This window comes from Pseudomonas sp. GW821-FHT09D08 (assembly GCF_059416305.1).
This window is the reverse complement of sequence record NZ_JBWKOX010000026.1, coordinates 36,433-54,619: the sequence shown is the minus strand read 5'-3', so window position 1 is coordinate 54,619 and position 18,187 is coordinate 36,433. Positions and strand designations below refer to the sequence as shown.

Sequence of the window (18,187 nt, the reverse complement as noted above, 5' to 3'; positions counted from 1 at the left end):
CTTCCCATGAAACGCAAAGACAAAATCGCCGTCTCCGTTATCGCCGTGTTTGCCGTCGGCGTGCTGGTCTACCTGGTCGCGCCCGGCCTGTTGGGCAACAAGCGCCAGGCCACCAACGACGCCTTCGTCGCCGCCGATTTCACCCTGGTGGCGCCACGTGTGGCGGGCTTTATCAAGGAAGTGCTGGTGGAAGACAACCAGCGCGTCAAGGCCGGCCAACTGTTGGCGCTGATCGACGACCGCGATTTTCGCGCCGCCGCCCAGGCCGCCGACGCCGACACCCTGGTCGCCCAGGCCCAGCTGAAAAACGCCACCGCGACCCTGGAGCGCCAAACCTCGGTGATCGCCCAGGCCCAGGCCACCGTGGCGGCAGACCGCGCCGAAGTCGCCTTCGCCGAACATGAACTGAACCGCTACAACCACCTTGCCGGCGTGGGCGCGGGCACCGTGCAGAACGCCCAGCAAGCCAAGACCCGCATCGACCAGGCCACCGCGCGCCTGGCTAACGCCACGGCGGTGCTGGCGGCCGAGCGCAAGCAGGTGGAAATCCTCACGGCCCAGCGCGATGCGGCCGAAGGTGGACTCAAGCGTGCCCAGGCCGCGTTGGAAATGGCCAGTTATCAGCTGTCCTACACGCGCATCGTCGCGCCGGTGGATGGCATGGTTGGTGAGCGCGCGGTGCGGGTGGGGGCCTATGTGACCCCGGGCAGCAAGATCCTCGCGGTGGTGCCGTTGGCCGAGGCCTACGTGGTCGCCAATTTCCAGGAAACCCAGCTGTCCCATATGCACGCCGGCCAGGCCGTGCAGGTGCGGGTCGACAGCCTCGACGGGGAGCTGCTCAACGGCCACCTGGAGAGCCTCGCACCTGCCACGGGTGTGACCTTCGCATCGGTCAAGCCGGACAACGCGACCGGCAACTTCACCAAGGTGGTGCAGCGTATCCCGGTGAAAATCGTCCTCGAACCCAACCAACCGCTGACCGAGCGCCTGCGGGTCGGCATGTCGGTCGAGGCCAGCGTCGACACCCAGCCGGTCGCGCCGCAGCGTGAGGTGGCCCAGCAATGAGACACCTTGCCTGGCTCACCCTGAGTGTTATCAGCCTGAGTGCCTGCACTGTCGGTCCGGACTTTCAGCGCCCGCACACGCCGCAAGCCACGCGATGGAGCGAACCTCAAGGGCGACAAGCCGCCAGCCGAGCAGTGAGTGATCCGCTGCAAGAGCGCTGGTGGGACGTGTTCCACGACGAGCAACTGTCGGCCCTCACGCGCCGCGCGCTGACCGATAACCTCGACCTGAAACTGGCCAGCAGCCGCCTGCAACAAAGCCGTGCGGTGCGCCAGGTGACCACCGCCGAGCGTTATCCCGCTGTCGACGCCACGGGCGCCTACCAGCGCAAACGCAACAGCGGCAAAGGCTTGAACGACCCCTCCGGCGAAAACGGCCGTTCCGCGTTCAACCAGTGGGACGCGGGCTTCTCGGCGTCGTGGGAGCTGGACTTCTGGGGACGGGTCAAACGCGAAACCGAAGCCGCCGACGCCACCCTGCAAGTGGCGGAAAACGACCGCCGCGCCGTGCTGTTGTCGGTACTGGCCGAGACCGCCCAGGACTACATCCAGCTGCGTGGCGTACAGAACACCCGCGCGGTGACCGAGCAAAACCTCGACGTCGCCCGCCACAGCCTCAAGCTCTCGCAGTTGCGCCTGGCTGACGGCGTGGCCACCGACCTGGACGTCGCCGAAGCCGCCGCCCAGGTCGCCGCCATCGAAGCGCGTCTGCCGGATCTGCAGCAACGCCAGGACCAGTTGATCAACGCCCTCAGCCTATTGATGGGCGAGCCACCGCAAGCCCTGCACGCGCAATTGTCCAAGGACGCCGCCGTACCGCAGACCCAACGCCAGGTCGCCATCGGTCTGCCGTCGGAACTCGCCGAGCGCCGTCCGGATATCCGCCAGGCCGAGGCGCGCCTGCACGCCGCCACCGCCAGCATCGGCGTGGCCAAAGGCGATTTTTACCCGCGCATCACCTTGTCCGGCAGCCTCGGTTCCCAGGCCATGCAACTGTCGGATTTCGGCTCCTGGGGCTCCCGCGCGTTTGCCTTCGGCCCGCAAGTGAGCCTGCCGCTGTTCAACGGCGGCCGCCTGCAAGGCATGCTGGACCTGCGCGAAGCCCAGCAACAGGAAGCGGCCCTGGCCTACCAGCACACCGTGCTGCGCGCCTGGCATGAAATCGACGACCAACTGACCCGCTACAACGCCAGCCAACTGCGACGCGACAGCCTCGCCGAAGCCGTGCGCCAGAACCAGATCGCCCTGACCACCGCACAGCACCAATACGTTGAAGGCGTGGTGGATTTCGTCAACGTGCTCACCGTGCAAAGCGCGCTGCTGGCCACGCAGGAGCAGTGGGTGGAGAGTTCTACTGGCGTGTCGTTGGCCATGGTCGGCTTGTACAAGGCGTTGGGCGGGGGGTGGGAATCGGTGTATCCGCTGCAAACCGCCGAGCGCTGAACCACAAAGAGTTTTGCCAGCCGCGAAACAAGGTGTAATGATAATTGCTCTCAATAATGTATCTGAGCTTTTCATGGACACCGCGACTGACGGCCAGCAACAGCTTCACCTCCTGTACCGCGACCATCACGGCTGGCTGCAAGGCTGGCTGCGCAAGCGCCTGGGCGACCGCGAACACGCCGCCGATGTGGCGCAGGACACCTTCCTGCGCCTACTGGTCTCCGGTCGCTACCCCGGTGACAAGGAAAGCCGCAGCTACCTGGTGCAGATCGCGCGCAACCTGGTGATCGACCAATGGCGCCGCCTGCGTATCGAGCGCGCCTACCTGGAAAGCATCGCGCACCTGCCCGAGCCCGAGTCGCCGAGCCTGGAAACCCGTGCGCTGATCCTTGAAACCCTGATGCAGATCGACGCCATGCTCGACCGCATGCCCGACAACGTACGCCGCGCGTTCCTGCTCTCGCAGTTCGAAGGCCTGAGCTACGCGCAGATCGCCGAGCGCCTGGGCGTCACGGTCAGTTCGGTGCAGAAGTACATGACCCGCGCGATCGTCGCCTGCTACCAGGTGGCGTACGCAGAATGAGGCCCGACGCCCCCATCGCCCCGGCCATTGTCGAGCAAGCCAGCGAATGGCTGATGCTGCATTGGAGCGGCGAGTTGCAAGGCGAGCAACGCCAGGCGTTTGTGCAATGGCAGGCGGCGGATCCGGAACACCGTCGCGCCTGGCAACGTCTGCAGCACCTGCAACAAACCCTTGGCAGCGTGCCCGTGAACAGCGCCCGTGCGGTGTTGCGCGACACCCCGGACACCCAGCGCCGCGCCGCGTTGAAACTCCTCGGCCTGCTGCTGGTGGCGGGCGGCAGCGGCTACCTGGTACCGCGCAGCGAACCCTGGCAGGCAGCCTTTGCCGACTACCGCACCACCACCGGCGAGATTCGCCACATGACCCTCAGCGACGGCACGCGCCTGGACCTCAACAGCGACAGTGCAGTGGACCTGCGTTTCAGCGCCAGCGAGCGGCGCATTCGCCTGATCCGTGGCGAGATCCTGTTGACCAGTGGCCACGACCCGGTGCGCCCTTTGATCGTCGAAACCCCGGCCGGTGACGTGCAGGCGCTGGGCACCCGTTTTGCCGTGTGCGAACTGCCCGACGGCAGCCGCGTCGACCTGTATGAAGGCCGCGTGCGGGTCACCCCGTTGCAGGGCCCGGCGGTGCAGATGAATGCCGGCGACAGCCTGTGGTTCAACTCGCGCCAAAGCTCGGCGTTGCCTGCGGTAAGTGCCAATGCCAGCAGTTGGACCGAGCATCGGCTGATCGCCGAGCGCCAGCCATTGGGCGAGTTTGTCGCGCAACTGAGCCGCTATCGTCCAGGCCTGTTGCGTTGTGATCAGGCGGTGTCAGGCCTGCTGCTGACGGGGGTGTTCCCGTTGAACGATACCGACGCGATCCTCGCGGCCCTGGAGCGTTCGCTGCCGGTGCAGGTGCAGTCGGTGACGCGCTACTGGGTGACCATCAAGGCACGGGCCTGAAAATTTTTTTATCGATGCTTGTCGGTTTGCGCGCCCCGTTCGGGATACCTCTTGAAAGCCAATCAAGAAGCGTTCTCACGGGGAGTCCTGCAATGCCGCACCACCCAATCCAACCCTTGGCCCGCGCCTTGCGCCGTGGCCTGTTTGTCAGCCTGCTGGCGACGGTGCCGCTGCTGCCGACCCAGGTGCATGCCGAAGACAGCACCGAAGCGCTGCGTGCCTACAACATTCCGGCGGGCAGTCTCGATCAGGCCTTGAACCAGTTCGCCAGTGCGTCGGGCATCTTGTTGTCGGTCGATGCCTCCCTTACCCAAGGCAAGCGCACCACAGGCCTGCTGGGAAGTTATGGCGTCGGGTCCGGCCTGGAGCGGCTGCTGGCGGGCAGCGGCCTGGTGGCGGTGCAGGCCCAGGGCGGTTGGTCGTTGCAGGCGATGTCATCCGCCGGGCCGTTGCAGCTCGGCGCGACTCAGATCAGCGCCCAGCAGGCCGAGGAAAGCGCCTGGGGCCCGGTGGACGGCCTTGTCGCCACGCGCAGTGCGTCCGGCAGCAAGACCGATTCGGCATTGGTGGAAATCCCCCAGACCATCAACGTGATCACCGCCGCCGAGATCAAGGCTCGCGGCGCCCAGAGCGTCACCCAGGCGTTGCTCTACACCCCGGGCATGACCGCCGGTGGCTTTGCCGACCGGGTCAAGTTATTCGACGAACCCACCTCGCGCGGCTTCACCCCCACGCCCTTGTACCTTGACGGTTTGCACCTGCCCTACGGCGGCGGCAGCACCGGTGGAGCGCTGCAGATCGAGCCCTACTCCCTGGAGCGCATCGAAGTGCTCAAGGGCCCGGCCTCAGTGCTGTATGGGCAGAACCAGCCGGGCGGTATCGTCAATATGGTCAGCAAGCGCCCCAGCGAAACCCCGGTGCACCAGGTGGTGCTGGAAGCCGGCACCTACGAGCACAAGAGTGCGGCCATCGACCTCAGCGGCCCGCTGGATGAACAGGGGCAATTCCTCTACCGCCTCACCGGCCTGGCCAACGACGGACAGGACGAGATCAACTACGTCGAGAACAAACGCCAGTTCATCGCCCCCAGCCTCACCTGGCGCCCCAACGACGACACCCGTGTGACGCTGTTCGCCCAATACCAGAAGGACAAGGGCGTGCCCGAGGCCCAAGGGTTGCCGGCGTCCGGCACCTTGTGGGCCAACCCCAACGGCAAGATCAAGCGCGATGTGTTTATCGGCGAGCCCGGCGTCAACCAGTACAACCGCGAGCAGTACGTGCTGGGCTATGAGATTTCCCATCGCCTCAACGACACCTGGACCCTCAAGCAGAACGCGCGCTACGCCGAGGTGGACGACCGCTATACCGCACCGCTGCACGGCTACCGCTTCGTCGCCAACCCGGCCACCGGTGTGCAGGACCAACGCTACCTGCAGCGCTTCGGCGTGGACTGGGCGCAGAACAACAAAGTGTTTGGCGTGGACAGCATCGCCCAGGCCGAATTCGACACCGGTGCGTTGTCCCATACGGTGATCGCTGGCCTGGATTACTACCACTCCGGCTCGCTGTTCTATGGCCTGTATGACCGCAACCCGCCAGTGATCGACCTGTTCAAGCCGGTCTACGGCCAGCGCCTGAATTTCGGCCAACCGTACCGCTGGGACCGCACCCTGAGCCAGACCGGCCTGTATGTGCAGGACCAGATCAAACTGGATAAGTGGGCCCTGGTGCTCGGTGGGCGTTATGACTGGGCCAGCGTGGTGAACAAGGAGCCGCTGCAAGGCACCCGCTTTGCCAGCAAGGACGAGGCCTTCACCGGCCGTGCGGGCCTGGTGTACCTGTTCGATAACGGCCTGGCACCTTTTGTCAGCTATTCCGAATCGTTCCTGCCGCTGACCGGCACCGACGCCCAGCGCAAACCGTTCGACCCCTCCACCGGCAAGCAATACGAAGTGGGCATGAAGTACCAGCCGCCGGGCCAGAAGAGTTTCGTGCAGGTCGCGGTCTATCAGCTCGACCAGGAAAATGTGCTCACCACCAACCCCAACGACACCTTCAGCACCCAGAGCGGCGCCATGCGTTCGCGCGGCGTAGAGCTGGAAGCCAAGGCCGCCCTCAGCGACGCCTGGGAGATCATCGCCTCGGCCGCGCGCAACGACATCAAGTACACCAAGGACGAAGAAGGTCGCCAAGGCCGCCACCCCGCTGGCATCTCGCCGCTCACGGCGTCGATGTGGGTCAACTACACCGTACTCGGCGACACCCCGCTCGCCGGCCTCGGTGCCGGCCTGGGCGTGCGCTACGCGCGCCAAAGCCTGGGCGATTACTACGAAGGCGCGTTCAGCGTGCCGTCGTACAGCGTCTATGACGCCAGCCTGAACTACGACCTGGGCGCTTCGCCGCTCAAGCTCAAGGGCGTGAAACTGGCAATGAACGTGCAGAACCTCACCAACAAGACCTATGTCTCGCAGTGCACCAGCGACCTGGATTGTTACTACGGGGAAGGGCGTACGGTGGTGTCCAGCCTGACCTATGACTGGTAACCACCTTCCAATGTAGGAGCGAGCTTGCTCGCGAAAAACGTTAACGATGACGCGGGTCTTTCTGAATGCTCGCGGCAATCTGAGGTTTTCGCGAGCAAGCATCCATCAAGGATTGCGTAAAAACACCACATACCCCCGAAACCACTCACTCCCCTGCAAATACTCCGGCTCCTCCCACTCTCCACCCTGAATCAAACCGATCTTGAACGGCAGCCCCATCCGGTTCATCCGTGGCAGATACGCCGCGTAATCCGGGATGCTCTGGCGGCCCTGATAGGTCTGCACCACCACCTCATCCACCACGCCTTTGAGCTGGCTGATGGCGGTGGGGTCGGCGTTGCTGCTCCAGTCCAGCAGGCCGGTGATGCTCAGTTTCAGATCGGCCGGCAGGCGTTGGCGCAGGTCGCGCAGGAAGTCGGCGTATTCGTGCAGGTATTGGGTGCGGGCGTCGAAGTCGATCTGGATGCCGACCACCGGGTTGCCTGCGTCGCGCCAGCGTTGTACCTGGCCGAGCAGTTGGGTGTAGACCTGTTCGGGCCAGTGCAGGGTGTGGGCGCGGTAGACCACCCAGACGTCGCCGCGGGTGAGGCGCGGTACGCTGATGCCTTGGGCGATCAGTTGCACACCGCGCTGGGGCGCGCGGCGGGTGGCGTTGATCTGGCCCTGGAGGATGTACAGGGTCTTGGCCTGCTTGAGTACCGGCTGTGGCGTGACGCCGCTCCACAGCCAGAAGGCGTCGTAGTCGCGGGCATCGACGGCACCGAATGCCGGGCTTGCCAGCAACAGCATGCCCAGCCACAGGTGTTTCACCAGTAGTACTGCAGCGATTTGCCCCACTGGGTGTCGGCGAAACCACTTTTCAGTTGGCGGAACCAGGCTTTGCGCACGGCAGGTTCGACGTCCTTGCCGCCGCAGCTGTTGTAGCCGGCCGGCGCGTAGCAGTTGATGGCGCGGAACAGGGCGTAGGCCTTGTCGTTTTTCGGCGCCTTGGCGTTGCCGATCACCTGCTGGTAACCGTCGAGCCGCGAGAAGGTTTCACCCTTGAAGTCCGAAGCGGTGCTGCCCAGGCTGCCGGCGGCGCGGGCCTGCTCCAGAGGCATGCCGTCCAGGTTGTTGCGCAGGATGAATTCGCCGAAGCAGTTCAGGGCCTGGGGGTTCTTCGCGTCGGTCTGCAAGGTCGCTGCGGTTTGCGCGATGCTCGGGCAGGCGTAGCCGGACTCGGCCTTGTCGCCGTTCCACTGGAACAGCTTAAGCGTCTGGCTGGCGCTGTAGACATAACCCAGGCTGGTGCCCAGCTTGTCCTCGGGGGCCTGGGCCGGCAGCTGCTTGAGGTCTTCGGCGAAGGTGGCGAACTGGCCGTGCAGCAGGTCTTTGTAGAGCAGCACGAATTGCGCGGTCTGGCGTTCCAGCGGATCGCTCGCCTGGGCGATCTGCTGGCGCAGCAGTTCAGGCCCGGCGATGTTGCGCAGCAGGATGTAGCGCACCTGTTTGGCGCTGATCGGCGAATCGCTGGCGAACACCTTGGCCAACTGGCCGCTGCGCTCGTAGTTCATGGCCAGGGCCAACTCCAGCTGGTCGCGTTGCAGCGGCAGTTTTGCCAGCGGCAACAGTTGCAGCCACAGCGCTTCGGCGCCTTTCCAGTCCTGCTTGGCTTCCAGGGCCAGGGCGCGCAGGGTCTGTTGGCTGAAGGCGAAGTAGTTGAGGTTTGTCGGCACGCTTTGCGGCAACTGCTTCAGGGCAGCATCCGGTTGATGTTCGATGTACAGCGCACACACGGCCAGCAAGTACTCATAGAGCTCCGGCTCGCTGGCGAACGCGGCCTTTTGCTTCTCAAGGTCGGCGCGGCTGAGGGCCGGCTGGTTGCCGCCGCGCATCACCATCAGGTCGCTGACGAGCTGGATCATCGGGGTCTTGACGGTATCGCTGTTGACCATCAACAGCTTGAGGTCAGCTTCTTCTACCAGCTCATCCTCAGACACATTGCGCTGCTCGTCGGTGGCCGTCAGTGCCCAGGCGAACGCGTCGGCGAGCTGGGTGTTGTCGTCGGCCAGCCAGTACACCCGGCGCAGCAGGCCGTGGGCCGAGGCCGCGTATTCGCCCTGTGGATAAGTTTTCAGGTAGGCCTTGAAGCCCTGCTCGGCCGTGGCCAATGCGGGTTTATCCACACGGTCCAGGTGCGGCACGCCGTCTTCGTCATAGGTGTCGGCCTGGGCCTGGTTGAGCGCTGTGCGGGCGGTCATGTACAGCGCGGTTTCCTTCAGCCACGGCGACTGTGCACTGCCGACGCCAGCAAAGCCTTGCGCGGCCTCGGCGAAGCGGCCGCTGTAGAAATCGGCGGCGGCTTGCAGGTAGGTGCGAAACAGTTGGCCGTCGGCTGACTGGATCTGCTGCGGCTCGGCGATCACCGGGCCATCCCAGGTGCAGGTGGTGAGCAGTTGCAGCCGCGCCTTCGCCAGCAGCGCGCGCTCGGCCGCCGGCATGTCGGCCTTGACCACCTGGCGGATAAACGCCGTGGCGCTGTCATCGTCGTTGCTGCGGCAGCGGCTGCCTTCGCCATTGAGGAAGGCTTCGCCGGCGGTTTTGTACGCCTCGCGCTTGATGCCCAGGGGCGTCAGCAAGGTGTCCAGCTCGGCGGTAGGCGAATCATCCGAGTCGGGCTCGGTCTCTGCACTGGAGGCAGCGGCCAGGCGATACACCGGGAACGGCACCGGGCCGAAACCCTGGGCCAGGTCATCTTCGCTCAACGCCTTGGGCACCAACGGCGCGGCCTTTTTGTCCGCCAGCAACAGGCGCAGGTTGGCCCGGCTGTCATTGCCCGGGCTCAGGAACGGCACGTTGTTGCAAGGGTCGAGGCTGTCACGCGAGACACGCCAATCGGGGTAGCACGAATCGTCGGAGCTGGCCTGGGCCTGCTGGGAAATACCGGCCAGCAGGGCCAGTGCCAGGGGGGAGAGAAAACCGATGCGCATGACGTGTCCTTGATCCTGGGTCCTTGGAGGGCGGCAATCATAGCTTGATCTGACAATCGCGTCGGTGAAGCCCTACACAAATCGTAGATTTGTCCGATTGAGGGTAGTGGCAATTTAATCTTGCTGCCCTAGACTGCGCTCATCGTTAGGGAGAACTTTGTGTATGAAGCAGTGGCATGGATGGATATTGAGTTTTTCCTGCCTGATGGCTGCGGCGCCGATGGTAATGGCTGACGACCCATTACTGGATCATCCGCCTGCGGCGAACGTCAGCAACGACAGTGAGGCGCGCGGCGTATTGCGTGCCCGCGACCAGGCGATGCTGGCCAGCGAATTATCCGGGCGCATCGTCGACCTGCCGTTCAGCGAAGGCGAATCCTTCAAGAAGGGTGACACCCTGGCGCGTTTTGATTGTTCGGCCTACCAGGCCCAACTCAATGCTGCCTCGGCGGCCAGCCGCGGTGCTGGTGAAGAACTGGCCCATAACAAGCAATTGGCTGCGCTGAACTCCGTCGGGCGCTTCGAAGTGGCCCGCGCCGAAGCCAAACTCACCGAAACCCAGGCCCAGTCCCAGGTCTACCAGGTGCAGGTCAAGCGCTGCAGCGTGCTGGCGCCGTTTGACGGCCAGGTGGTACAGCGCAAGGTCCAGCGCTATGAAAGCGTGTCGGCCGGTGCGCCGCTGCTGGAAATCGTCGATAACCGCAGTCTGGAAATCCACCTGCTGGTGCCGTCGCGCTGGATGGGCAAGCTCAAGCCCGGGCAGACCTTCAGTTTCACCCCCGACGAAACCGGCCAAGCGTTCAGCGCCACGGTCAAACGCCTCGGTGCGCGCATTGATGAAGGCAGCCAGACGCTGCTGCTGGTAGCGAGCATGCCCAAGGCCGAGGGTTTGCTGGCCGGCATGAGTGGCACCGCGCATTTCGAGGCACTTAAGTGAATGCGCCCATGACGGGTAGCGCCGAGCGTTTCTTTGCCCGGTTCCTTGACCTTGAACGCCTCACCCGCGCCGCTCGCACCCTCGATCAATTGGCCTACAGTCTGGTGAACGATGGGCAGGCGCTGTTCGGCTTTCGCCATGCTGCGCTGTTGATCGCCGGCAAAGTGCGTGCGGTGACCGGGGTGAGCATGGTCGAGCCGAATGCGCCGTTTGTGGCGTTTGTCGAGCATGCCGTAGCCGAAGCGTTCAAGCAGGGGCGGTCTGCACCTGCGACCGTGCTGCCGATAGAGGCTTTCAGTACGGCAGTGCGTGAGGACTGGCAAAGCCTGTCGGCGCCCCACGTGTTCTGGCTGCCATTGCTCGATCATCACGGCGAGGTGTTCGGCGGCGTCTGGCTGGCTCGCGATACGCCCTGGAGCCCACCGGAGCAGGTGTTGCTTGCGCAATTGGGCGATACCTATAGCCACGCCTGGCTGGCCTTGCAGCCCCGACGCCCGTGGCGCCTGCGGTTTACCCGCAAGCGCCAGTTACTGCTGGCGGCGGCGGTCGTGCTGGGGCTGTTGATTCCGGTGCGTCAGTCAGTGCTGGCACCGGCGCAAGTGGTGCCGCTGGGGGGGCGGGTGGTCGCTGCACCGCTGGATGGGGTGATTGCCGAGTTTCTGGTCAAGCCCAACCAGGCGGTGAAAAGTGGCGATCTGCTGGTGCGCTTTGAAAGCACCACCCTCAAGGCCCAGGCCGATGTGGCCCAGCGTGCGCTGGGGGTGGCGGAAGCCGAATTGAAGGCCAACGCGCAACGGGCGTTCGCCGATGCCGAGTCCAATTCGAAAATCGATTTGCTCGCCGCCCGCGTCGAGCAAAAGCGCGCCGAACGCAACTATGCCGAACAGTTGCTCAAGCGCAGCGAAGTGCGCGCCGAGCGCGATGGCATCGCAGTGTTCGCCGATGCCGAGCGCTGGACCGGCAAGCCGATCCAGACCGGCGAGCGGCTGATGGATATTGCCGACCCTGCTCAGGCCGAACTGCGCATCGAGTTGGCTGTGGGTGACGCCATCGCCCTGGCGACGGACGCCGAGGTGGCGCTATTTCTCGACAGTGACCCGCTGCAACGCTATGCCGCTCGGGTCGAGCGCGTCGCCTATGAAGCGCAGCCGACGCCGTCCGGGCAGTTGGCCTATCGGGTCGACGCAGCCTTCAACGAATCGCCCCCACCGCGCATCGGCCTGCGCGGTACCGCCAAGCTGTTTGGCCAGCGCGCGCCGTTGGCCCTGTACCTGCTGCGTCGCCCCTTGGCCGGGCTGCGCCAAAGCGTGGGCCTTTAATGGGGTTGCCCGGCCTGCGCGAAGACCTGCAGCTGACCGTTGCTGCCCCGGCCCTGGACGGCTCGCCACGCTGGACCCTGGCCGACCCGCTGCGCGGCCGCTACTTCAAGTTGGGCGCCCAGGCCATGCGCCTGCTGCGTCATTGGGCGCTGGGGGATGCGGCCCAAGTGCTGCACGCGGCTAACCGCGAGCCGGGCTTGAAGTTGGGTGAGACAGAGCTCGAAGAGTTGCTGGCGTTTCTGCGCGCCCATGACCTGATCGCCGCGCTGGACCCGCAACAGCGCGCCAGCTACGTCTTGAAGTCCGCCGCATCACGCCAGAGTCTGTGGCAAAAAGCGTTGCACCAATACCTGTTTTTCCGCATTCCCCTGTGGCGCCCCGACGCCTTCCTCAATCGTGCCTGGCCGTGGCTGCGGCGATTTGGCCCGCGCCTGTTGCGCTACGGGTTGCCGGCGACGCTCGGGCTCGGTGTGTTTCTGGTGTCCCGTGACTGGGAGCGGTTCCTGGCGACCTTTCCCCATCTGTTCAGCCTCGGCGGTGCCCTCGCGTTTGGTGTGGCGTTGTTCTTCGCCAAGCTGTGCCATGAATTCGGCCATGCGTTCATGGCCAAGCGCGCGGGGTGTCGGGTGCAGAGCATGGGCGTGGCGTTCATGGTGCTGTTGCCGTTGTTCTACACCGATGTGAGTGATGCCTGGCGGGTCAACGATCGCAAGGCGAGGCTGCTGATCGGTGCCGGTGGGGTCATGGCCGAATTGCTGCTGGCCTGCATCGCCTTGCTGGCCTGGTCGTTGCTGCCGGACGGGCCGGCGCGCACCGCCGCATTCATGCTCGCCAGCGCGACGTGGATCACCACGCTGGTGGTCAACCTCAACCCCTTCATGCGTTTTGATGGTTATTTTCTGATCAGCGATCTATGGGAGGTCGACAACCTGCAAGGACGCGCCTTCGCCCTGTGTCGCTGGCGTCTGCGCGAGGCCTTGTTCGGCTACGGCGAACCCGCGCCGGAGGCGTGGTCGCCCGCCATGCGCCGGCGCCTGTTGTGGTGGGGCTATTTGTCGTGGCTGTGGCGCGCCGCATTGTTTTTCGGGATCGCGCTGGCGGTCTACCACTTGTTCTTCAAGCTGCTGGGGATCTTTCTGATGGTGGTGGAGTTGGGTTGGTTTATTGTCCTGCCGATTCTCAAGGAAGGTCGTGAATGGTGGAGCCGGCGCGAGCAGGCGCATACCCCGCGTGTGCTGGTGACGGGCCTGGGGCTGCTGGCGCTGTTGTTGCTGGTGGCGGTGCCGTGGCGCAGCAGCGTGGAGGTGCCGGCGATGCTTGAGGCGGCGCGGGTCACGGCGTTGCATGCACCGGTGGCGGCGCGGGTCAAGCAGGTGAATGTGGTCGATGGCCAAACCGTGGAGCGGGGCGCGGTGCTGGTGGAACTGGAGTCGCCGGACATTGATTCGCGGTCGGTGATCGTGCGCCGCGAAATCGACATCCTGCAATTGCAGATGCGCCGTCAGGCCGGGCGCAGTGAAACGGCGGCGGATGTCGGCATTCTTGAACAGCGCCTGGCCGAAGCCGTGGCCGAATACCGTGGCTTGCAGGCCCGGCGTGAGCGCCTGCTGCTGCGCGCGCCCGAGGCTGGGCAGGTGCGTGACCTGATGCCGCAGTTGGTGGCGGGCCGCTGGGTGTCGACCCGTGACCCGCTGGCGCGCATTGTCGAAGGCGGAACACGCCTGCGCGGTTACCTGGCTGAGGCGGACCTGTGGCGCGTGGCGCCGGGTGCCGGCGGGCGGTTTATCGCCGACGACCCGATGCGCCCGGCGTGGCCGGTGGAACTGTTGGACGTGGATGCCAACGGCGTTGCCGTCCTCGACCAGGAAGCCTTGGCGTCGGACCAGCACGGGCCGATTGCCGTACGCCGTGACGAGAGCCGTCGACCGGAGCCGGTGCAGGCGCAGTATGGCGCGCGCCTGAAACTGCTCGACGACGCGCCGGCGCCCCCCCATCCACTGCGCGGTGTGGTGGTTTTGCAGGGGCGCAGTGAATCATTGCTGGGGGCGGCCTGGCGGCGCATGGCGGCGTTGGGTGTACGCGAAAGTGGTTTTTGATCCAAGGAGATGATCAATGCTGGACAGTTCGTCGTGCGCAGGTTTATCCATGCGCCCTTCACGGCCCACCGATGCGCCGTTTTTGCACAACCTGTACCGCAGCGCACGGCCGGAGTTGCAGTGGGTCGATGCCGATCCCGAAGTGATCGAGCAGATTGTCGCCCAGCAGTATCAGGTTCAGGAACAGGGGATCGCCGAGCATTTTCCGGGAGCGATGCACTACGTGGTGGAGAAACTCGACACCCCGATCGGCGTGTTGACGGCGGACTTCGGTGCGAATGAAGTGCGCGTGCTCTACCTGGCATTTGTCCCCGCTGCGCGCGGCCAGGGTTTTGGCCGCGCAGTGCTGCAAGGCGTGCAAAAAGCCGCCGCCCAAGTGCGCTGTCCGGTGGCGACGGTTGTGTGGGCCAGCAACCCCGGTGCGCGCCAGCATTACCTGGCGCTGGGGTTTCGCGTCGAGGAAACCGTGCCGGGGGCCGAGCGGCTGGTGTGGTACCCGGGGCTCAGTTGAACACAATGTTGAAATAGCCAAGGTTCGGGTCACGGCCCAGGGCCGGCTCCCGTGAGACAAAAATGGCTTCAACGGTGCCCAGTTGCGGTAACGCAAGGGCGCACAGCCCATCGACGAAATCCGTGGGTGCAAGGCTGCGCAGCGTAACGTTGAAGGGCGTGCGGGAGTTGTCCGGCAGGCGCGATTGCGGGCGCAGGTCGACGGCCTCGATGTGCACGTGCAGCACTCGGCCATCGGGCAGTTGCAGCGGGCAGGACTGGTTGATCAGGGGCTGGAAGTGTTCGTTGCAGACCTGTTGCAGCATGGGGCGTCTCCGATAGTTGCGGCGGGCACCGGGGTGTTTGCCCCGGTGTTGGAGCGGCTTACGGGCGGGGCGGGAAAATCCCTGTCAGGGCGATGCTGAAATTCAGCGCGAGGTACGGTGCCATTGTTGGCAACGGCTGGTTGCCGCCTGGAACCGTCAAGTTGCCGCCCAAGGTGCTGCTGGCGCCTTTGAGGGCGACGGGTGCGCTGCCGGGTTTGTCGGAGTAGATCGCCGCCGAGCCTGGGCCCCCCGTGCTGGAGGCGCCGATGTAGGCATTGGTGCTGGTTGGTGTGGTGGTGGCGGCACTGGGTTCGTTGGCCAGGTTGATGGTGGTGGTGACCGTCAGGCCGGTGGTGGGGATCAGTTGGGTCGGAAGGTTGCCGCTCAGGATGCTCGACTTTTCGTTGCCGCCGACTTCACCGATGACCCGTGGTGTCAGGCCGCCGCCATTGCCCATGTGGATCGGTGCACGGCCTTGCAGGTTGGGTAGGGCAAAAGTGTTCTGGCCGTCACCGCCATAGACCGTGCCCAACAAGGCAAACAGTGCGCTGTTTTGCGCGATCGATACCAACTGGCCGTTGCAATAGGCCCATCCCTGGGGGGCGTAGTTGAAAGCGAACATCTGAACCGTACCGAGAAAAACTTCCATGAAAACCTCTCCTGCCAAGTGTCGGATGAGATACGCCGCGCGATGCAAACCTGGCGCACCGCCCCACAGCCTAGACGCGGGTTCGCACTTCGTCCGCTTTTTGGCCTCGCTGTGGTGTAGGGGTGGGATTACACCGGCCGCTGGGCCTGCTTTCGGCCTACAATCAGCGCGTTCGAGCACCCAGCCGGGTGCTGCTGTCGATTCCAGAGGGTGGTAATGGGCGTTCCGAGTCGTGATGAAACAATGAGCACTTGTCAGCCTGTTCCACCTGCACGCTCTCTTTTCCAATTGCTTCGCGAACCCTGGTTACTGCCGCTCCTGGCGCTGGCCCTGGGGGTGCGCTGCTATGAGTTGACGGCGGCGGCGATCTGGGGCGATGAAGGCTCCAGCCTTTTGCTGGCCCATTACGCGTTGCCCGGCATCTGGTTCCATGCGGCCCACGATGTGCACCCGCCGCTGTATTTCATGCTGCTGCACGGCTGGATCGCGGTGTTTGGCGATTCCATCCTGTCGATCCGCCTGCTCAGCGCATTGCCGGGGGTGGTCGCGGTGTTTCTCGGCACCTGGCTGGTGCACCTGATCGCCACGCGCCGGGCCACGTTGCTGGCCTGCCTGCTGCTGGCCCTGCTGCCCACGGCGGTGCGCTACAGCCAGGAAATCCGCATGTACTCGTTGCTGGGTGTCTGGCTGTTGGGGGCGACCCTCGCGCTGGTGTATTGGGTGAAGGCGCCGCAGCGTTCGCGTTACCTGGTGCTCTACGCGTTGCTGATGACGGCGGCGTTCTACACCCATTATTTCGCCGCCTTGTGTGTGCTTGCCCACTGGCTGTATGTGGCGCTGCTCGGGCCCGTGCCTGGTGCACGCCAGCGTTTTATCGGCCGTCACGACTGGTGGCTGGCCAACGTCGCGATTGTGCTGCTGTTTGCGCCCTGGCTGCCCGGGCTGATCGACCTGGTACTGCACATGGACGAGCTGAAGGCCGGCAACGATGTGGGGTGGGAGTTGCCGGTCACCTGGCGTTCACTGCCGTCGATGGTCTGGCAGCTGTTGGCGCTGGATGATGGAGAAACCATGCCGGCGTGGCTGTTACTCACGTTGCCGACTGTGGTTACGGCGGTACTCGGTTATGTGCTGTGGAACGACCGCAGCCGCTACCGCTTCGCCACGCTGGTAGTGATCTATTGCACCTTGCCGGTGCTGCTGGTGTTTGCGATATCGTTTATTTCGCCGGTGTTTATCGACCGCTATTTGACGGCGCCGGCCCTGGGCTTGCCGATTGTCCTGGCGTTGGCCATCGACCGCCTGGCCCTGCGCCACAGAACCTTGGCGGCGGTGCTGCTGGCCGTGGTACTGGGCGCTTCGGTCGTGGGGCTGAAGAACAACTACACGGTCGACCCCGATGATCAATTCAGCAACATGGTCGACTATATGAACCAGCACACCGTGGCCGGTGACCAGGTAGTCCTGGGGGATATGTTCTGGTACCTCACCTGGGGTTATTACGATAAAAGCGCAACCGCACCCCGTCTCTACACCCCGCCGGCGGCCAGTGGTGCGTCAACCCGGCCCAATGCCTACGGCTTCGGTACCTTGATCGAGCCCGACGCCGGGGTTTATCTGGACGACTTGAACGATCTTCCCATTGGCAACAGCCGGGTATGGCTAGTGATGAGCCGGGTAGCCCCTGACGAGTTCCCCTTGATTCCGAAGAACTGGCGAGCCATTGACCAGCATGCAGGGGGTGATACACAGGCAGTTTTATATGAGGTTTGTCATCTGACCTGTGTGGGGCCCTGAGGCGCAATAGGTGTCATTCGTCGGATATATCGCATAGCCCCGAAAACAAAGGGCATTCATGCCGAATTAAACCAGTTGATGGCAAAGTAATATTGGTCTGAAATGATTTCTTACGCTACGCTTTGTCCTACAAAGGACTGCCAGTAAGGGTGAAAGGATTGAGCCGTTTTCACTTCATTTCCGGGTTGCCGCGTTCCGGTTCGACCCTGTTGTCCGCCATTCTTTTACAGAATCCGCGTTTTCATGCGGGCATGACCAGCCCTGTCGGTGCGCTGTTTGCCGGTGTACTTGGCCAGTGCAGCGCCGGCAGTGAGTTTGGCGCGGTCATCAACACGGATGTACGTCGCCGCCTGCTGGGCGGTTTGTTCGACGCCTATTACGCCGACCAGGTCGACAAGTCCGTGGTGTTCGACACCAATCGGCAATGGTCCGCTCGTCTCCCGGCTATTCGCGACTTGTTTCCCCAGGCCAAGGTCATCGCTTGTGTGCGCAATGTCGCCTGGGTCATGGACAGCATCGAGCGTCTGTACCGCGCCAATCCCTTCGAGAACACCAAGCTGTTCAATGATGACGGTGAGCGCAACACCGTCTACAGCCGGGTCGAAACCCTGGCCCAGCGTAATCGCCTGGTGGGGTTTGCCTGGGCGGCGCTCAAGGAAGCCTATTACGGCGAACAGGCCGACTCTTTGCTGATTATCGACTACGACCTGCTGAGCCAGGCGCCTGAGCGTGTGCTGCGCCTGGTCTACGAGTTCATCGGCGAGCCCTGGTTCGAGCACGACTTCGACAACCTCGCCTATGACGCCCCGGCCTTCGATGAGGCCCTGGGCGTGGCCGGGCTGCATAAGGTCAAGCGCAAGGTGGCCTTCGAGACACGCACCACGATTTTGCCGCCGGACTTGTTCGAACAGTATTCCAAGCTGTCGTTCTGGCTGGATGGCGCCTCCAGCGCCGCCAATGTGATTCGTATCAAAAACAACCCTGCGAGTCATTGACCGCGGTTTTTTCCTGAGTTTCAGACGTTC

The 18,187-nt window shown here is 64.1% G+C and carries 15 protein-coding genes; 11 read left to right on the top strand and 4 right to left on the bottom strand.

Features of this window, described 5'->3' with window-relative positions; translation table 11 throughout:
• Window positions 1-6: 6 nt before the first annotated feature.
• From AC07OP_RS28560 to AC07OP_RS28540, 5 genes are all read left to right on the top strand, one after another.
• The gene (locus AC07OP_RS28560; RefSeq protein ID WP_092358600.1) at window positions 7-1,065 is read left to right on the top strand and encodes an HlyD family secretion protein; all 1,059 of its coding nucleotides are present in this window, start codon (window positions 7-9) and stop codon (window positions 1,063-1,065) included.
• Entirely contained in the window at window positions 1,062-2,507 is a 1,446-nt protein-coding gene (locus AC07OP_RS28555) for an efflux transporter outer membrane subunit (protein ID WP_495102979.1), read from the top strand. Before AC07OP_RS28560 ends, AC07OP_RS28555 begins: the two co-directional genes overlap by 4 nt.
• Window positions 2,508-2,580: 73 nt before the next feature.
• Window positions 2,581-3,090, top strand: coding sequence for a sigma-70 family RNA polymerase sigma factor (locus tag AC07OP_RS28550; protein ID WP_027608065.1), 510 nt, complete (start codon window positions 2,581-2,583; stop codon window positions 3,088-3,090).
• Window positions 3,087-4,037, top strand: a complete 951-nt coding sequence (locus AC07OP_RS28545; protein ID WP_495102980.1) for a FecR domain-containing protein — start codon at window positions 3,087-3,089, stop codon at window positions 4,035-4,037. The genes AC07OP_RS28550 and AC07OP_RS28545 overlap by 4 nt, the downstream gene beginning before the upstream one ends.
• 92 nt (window positions 4,038-4,129) lie before the next feature.
• A complete protein-coding gene (locus tag AC07OP_RS28540) occupies window positions 4,130-6,580 on the top strand; it encodes a TonB-dependent siderophore receptor (RefSeq protein WP_495102981.1) in 2,451 nt (816 codons plus the stop codon).
• 105 nt (window positions 6,581-6,685) lie between these two features.
• Here AC07OP_RS28540 and AC07OP_RS28535 read toward each other — a convergent pair whose 3' ends face one another.
• Both AC07OP_RS28535 and AC07OP_RS28530 read right to left on the bottom strand, forming a co-directional pair.
• Window positions 6,686-7,390 carry a DUF3142 domain-containing protein gene (locus tag AC07OP_RS28535; RefSeq protein ID WP_495102982.1) on the bottom strand — a complete coding sequence of 235 codons (705 nt, stop codon included), beginning with the start codon at window positions 7,388-7,390 and terminating at the stop codon, window positions 6,686-6,688.
• On the bottom strand, window positions 7,387-9,549 hold the full coding sequence (locus AC07OP_RS28530) for a PA5441 family protein (protein WP_495102983.1): 2,163 nt from the start codon (window positions 9,547-9,549) through the stop codon (window positions 7,387-7,389). The genes AC07OP_RS28535 and AC07OP_RS28530 overlap by 4 nt, the downstream gene beginning before the upstream one ends.
• A 205-nt stretch (window positions 9,550-9,754) precedes the next feature.
• Here AC07OP_RS28530 and AC07OP_RS28525 point away from each other — a divergent pair, with 205 nt between their 5' ends.
• From AC07OP_RS28525 to AC07OP_RS28510, 4 genes are read left to right on the top strand one after another with little or no spacing between them, the layout of a single operon-like run.
• Window positions 9,755-10,486: an efflux RND transporter periplasmic adaptor subunit gene (locus AC07OP_RS28525; protein WP_495103000.1), complete on the top strand. Its 732-nt coding sequence runs from the start codon at window positions 9,755-9,757 to the stop codon at window positions 10,484-10,486.
• A complete protein-coding gene (locus AC07OP_RS28520; RefSeq protein ID WP_115487797.1) occupies window positions 10,483-11,805 on the top strand; it encodes an efflux RND transporter periplasmic adaptor subunit in 1,323 nt (440 codons plus the stop codon). Before AC07OP_RS28525 ends, AC07OP_RS28520 begins: the two co-directional genes overlap by 4 nt.
• Window positions 11,805-13,901, top strand: coding sequence for an efflux RND transporter periplasmic adaptor subunit (locus AC07OP_RS28515; protein ID WP_495102984.1), 2,097 nt, complete (start codon window positions 11,805-11,807; stop codon window positions 13,899-13,901). Before AC07OP_RS28520 ends, AC07OP_RS28515 begins: the two co-directional genes overlap by 1 nt.
• Window positions 13,902-13,917: 16 nt before the next feature.
• Complete coding sequence (locus AC07OP_RS28510) at window positions 13,918-14,412, top strand: GNAT family N-acetyltransferase (protein ID WP_115487799.1); 495 nt, start codon at window positions 13,918-13,920, stop codon at window positions 14,410-14,412.
• On the opposite strand, the gene AC07OP_RS28505 is transcribed toward AC07OP_RS28510, so the two are convergent.
• Both AC07OP_RS28505 and AC07OP_RS28500 read right to left on the bottom strand, forming a co-directional pair.
• Window positions 14,405-14,716 (bottom strand): DUF6916 family protein, encoded by a 312-nt coding sequence (locus tag AC07OP_RS28505; RefSeq protein WP_495102985.1) that lies wholly within the window; start codon window positions 14,714-14,716, stop codon window positions 14,405-14,407. The two genes, AC07OP_RS28510 and AC07OP_RS28505, sit on opposite strands and share 8 nt — an antisense overlap.
• Before the next feature lie 58 nt (window positions 14,717-14,774).
• Complete coding sequence (locus AC07OP_RS28500; RefSeq protein WP_495102986.1) at window positions 14,775-15,365, bottom strand: phage tail protein; 591 nt, start codon at window positions 15,363-15,365, stop codon at window positions 14,775-14,777.
• Window positions 15,366-15,608: 243 nt separating this feature from the next.
• Here AC07OP_RS28500 and AC07OP_RS28495 point away from each other — a divergent pair, with 243 nt between their 5' ends.
• Both AC07OP_RS28495 and AC07OP_RS28490 read left to right on the top strand, forming a co-directional pair.
• Window positions 15,609-17,162: a glycosyltransferase family 39 protein gene (locus tag AC07OP_RS28495; RefSeq protein WP_495109925.1), complete on the top strand. Its 1,554-nt coding sequence runs from the start codon at window positions 15,609-15,611 to the stop codon at window positions 17,160-17,162.
• Between the two features lie 149 nt (window positions 17,163-17,311).
• On the top strand, window positions 17,312-18,157 hold the full coding sequence (locus tag AC07OP_RS28490) for a sulfotransferase family protein (protein WP_083236473.1): 846 nt from the start codon (window positions 17,312-17,314) through the stop codon (window positions 18,155-18,157).
• Window positions 18,158-18,187: the final 30 nt, after the last annotated feature.

Bases quoted from the DNA above. Each gene is read 5' to 3' on its own strand.
- AC07OP_RS28560 (WP_092358600.1), top strand. From the start codon at position 7: ATGAAACGCAAAGACAAAATCGCCGTCTCCGTTATCGCCGTGTTTGCC.
- AC07OP_RS28555 (WP_495102979.1), top strand. From the start codon at position 1,062: ATGAGACACCTTGCCTGGCTCACCCTGAGTGTTATCAGCCTGAGTGCC.
- AC07OP_RS28550 (WP_027608065.1), top strand. From the start codon at position 2,581: ATGGACACCGCGACTGACGGCCAGCAACAGCTTCACCTCCTGTACCGC.
- AC07OP_RS28545 (WP_495102980.1), top strand. From the start codon at position 3,087: ATGAGGCCCGACGCCCCCATCGCCCCGGCCATTGTCGAGCAAGCCAGC.
- AC07OP_RS28540 (WP_495102981.1), top strand. From the start codon at position 4,130: ATGCCGCACCACCCAATCCAACCCTTGGCCCGCGCCTTGCGCCGTGGC.
- AC07OP_RS28530 (WP_495102983.1), bottom strand. From the start codon at position 9,549: ATGCGCATCGGTTTTCTCTCCCCCCTGGCACTGGCCCTGCTGGCCGGT.
- AC07OP_RS28525 (WP_495103000.1), top strand. From the start codon at position 9,755: ATGGCTGCGGCGCCGATGGTAATGGCTGACGACCCATTACTGGATCAT.
- AC07OP_RS28515 (WP_495102984.1), top strand. From the start codon at position 11,805: ATGGGGTTGCCCGGCCTGCGCGAAGACCTGCAGCTGACCGTTGCTGCC.
- AC07OP_RS28510 (WP_115487799.1), top strand. From the start codon at position 13,918: ATGCTGGACAGTTCGTCGTGCGCAGGTTTATCCATGCGCCCTTCACGG.
- AC07OP_RS28505 (WP_495102985.1), bottom strand. From the start codon at position 14,716: ATGCTGCAACAGGTCTGCAACGAACACTTCCAGCCCCTGATCAACCAG.
- AC07OP_RS28500 (WP_495102986.1), bottom strand. From the start codon at position 15,365: ATGGAAGTTTTTCTCGGTACGGTTCAGATGTTCGCTTTCAACTACGCC.
- AC07OP_RS28495 (WP_495109925.1), top strand. From the start codon at position 15,609: ATGAGCACTTGTCAGCCTGTTCCACCTGCACGCTCTCTTTTCCAATTG.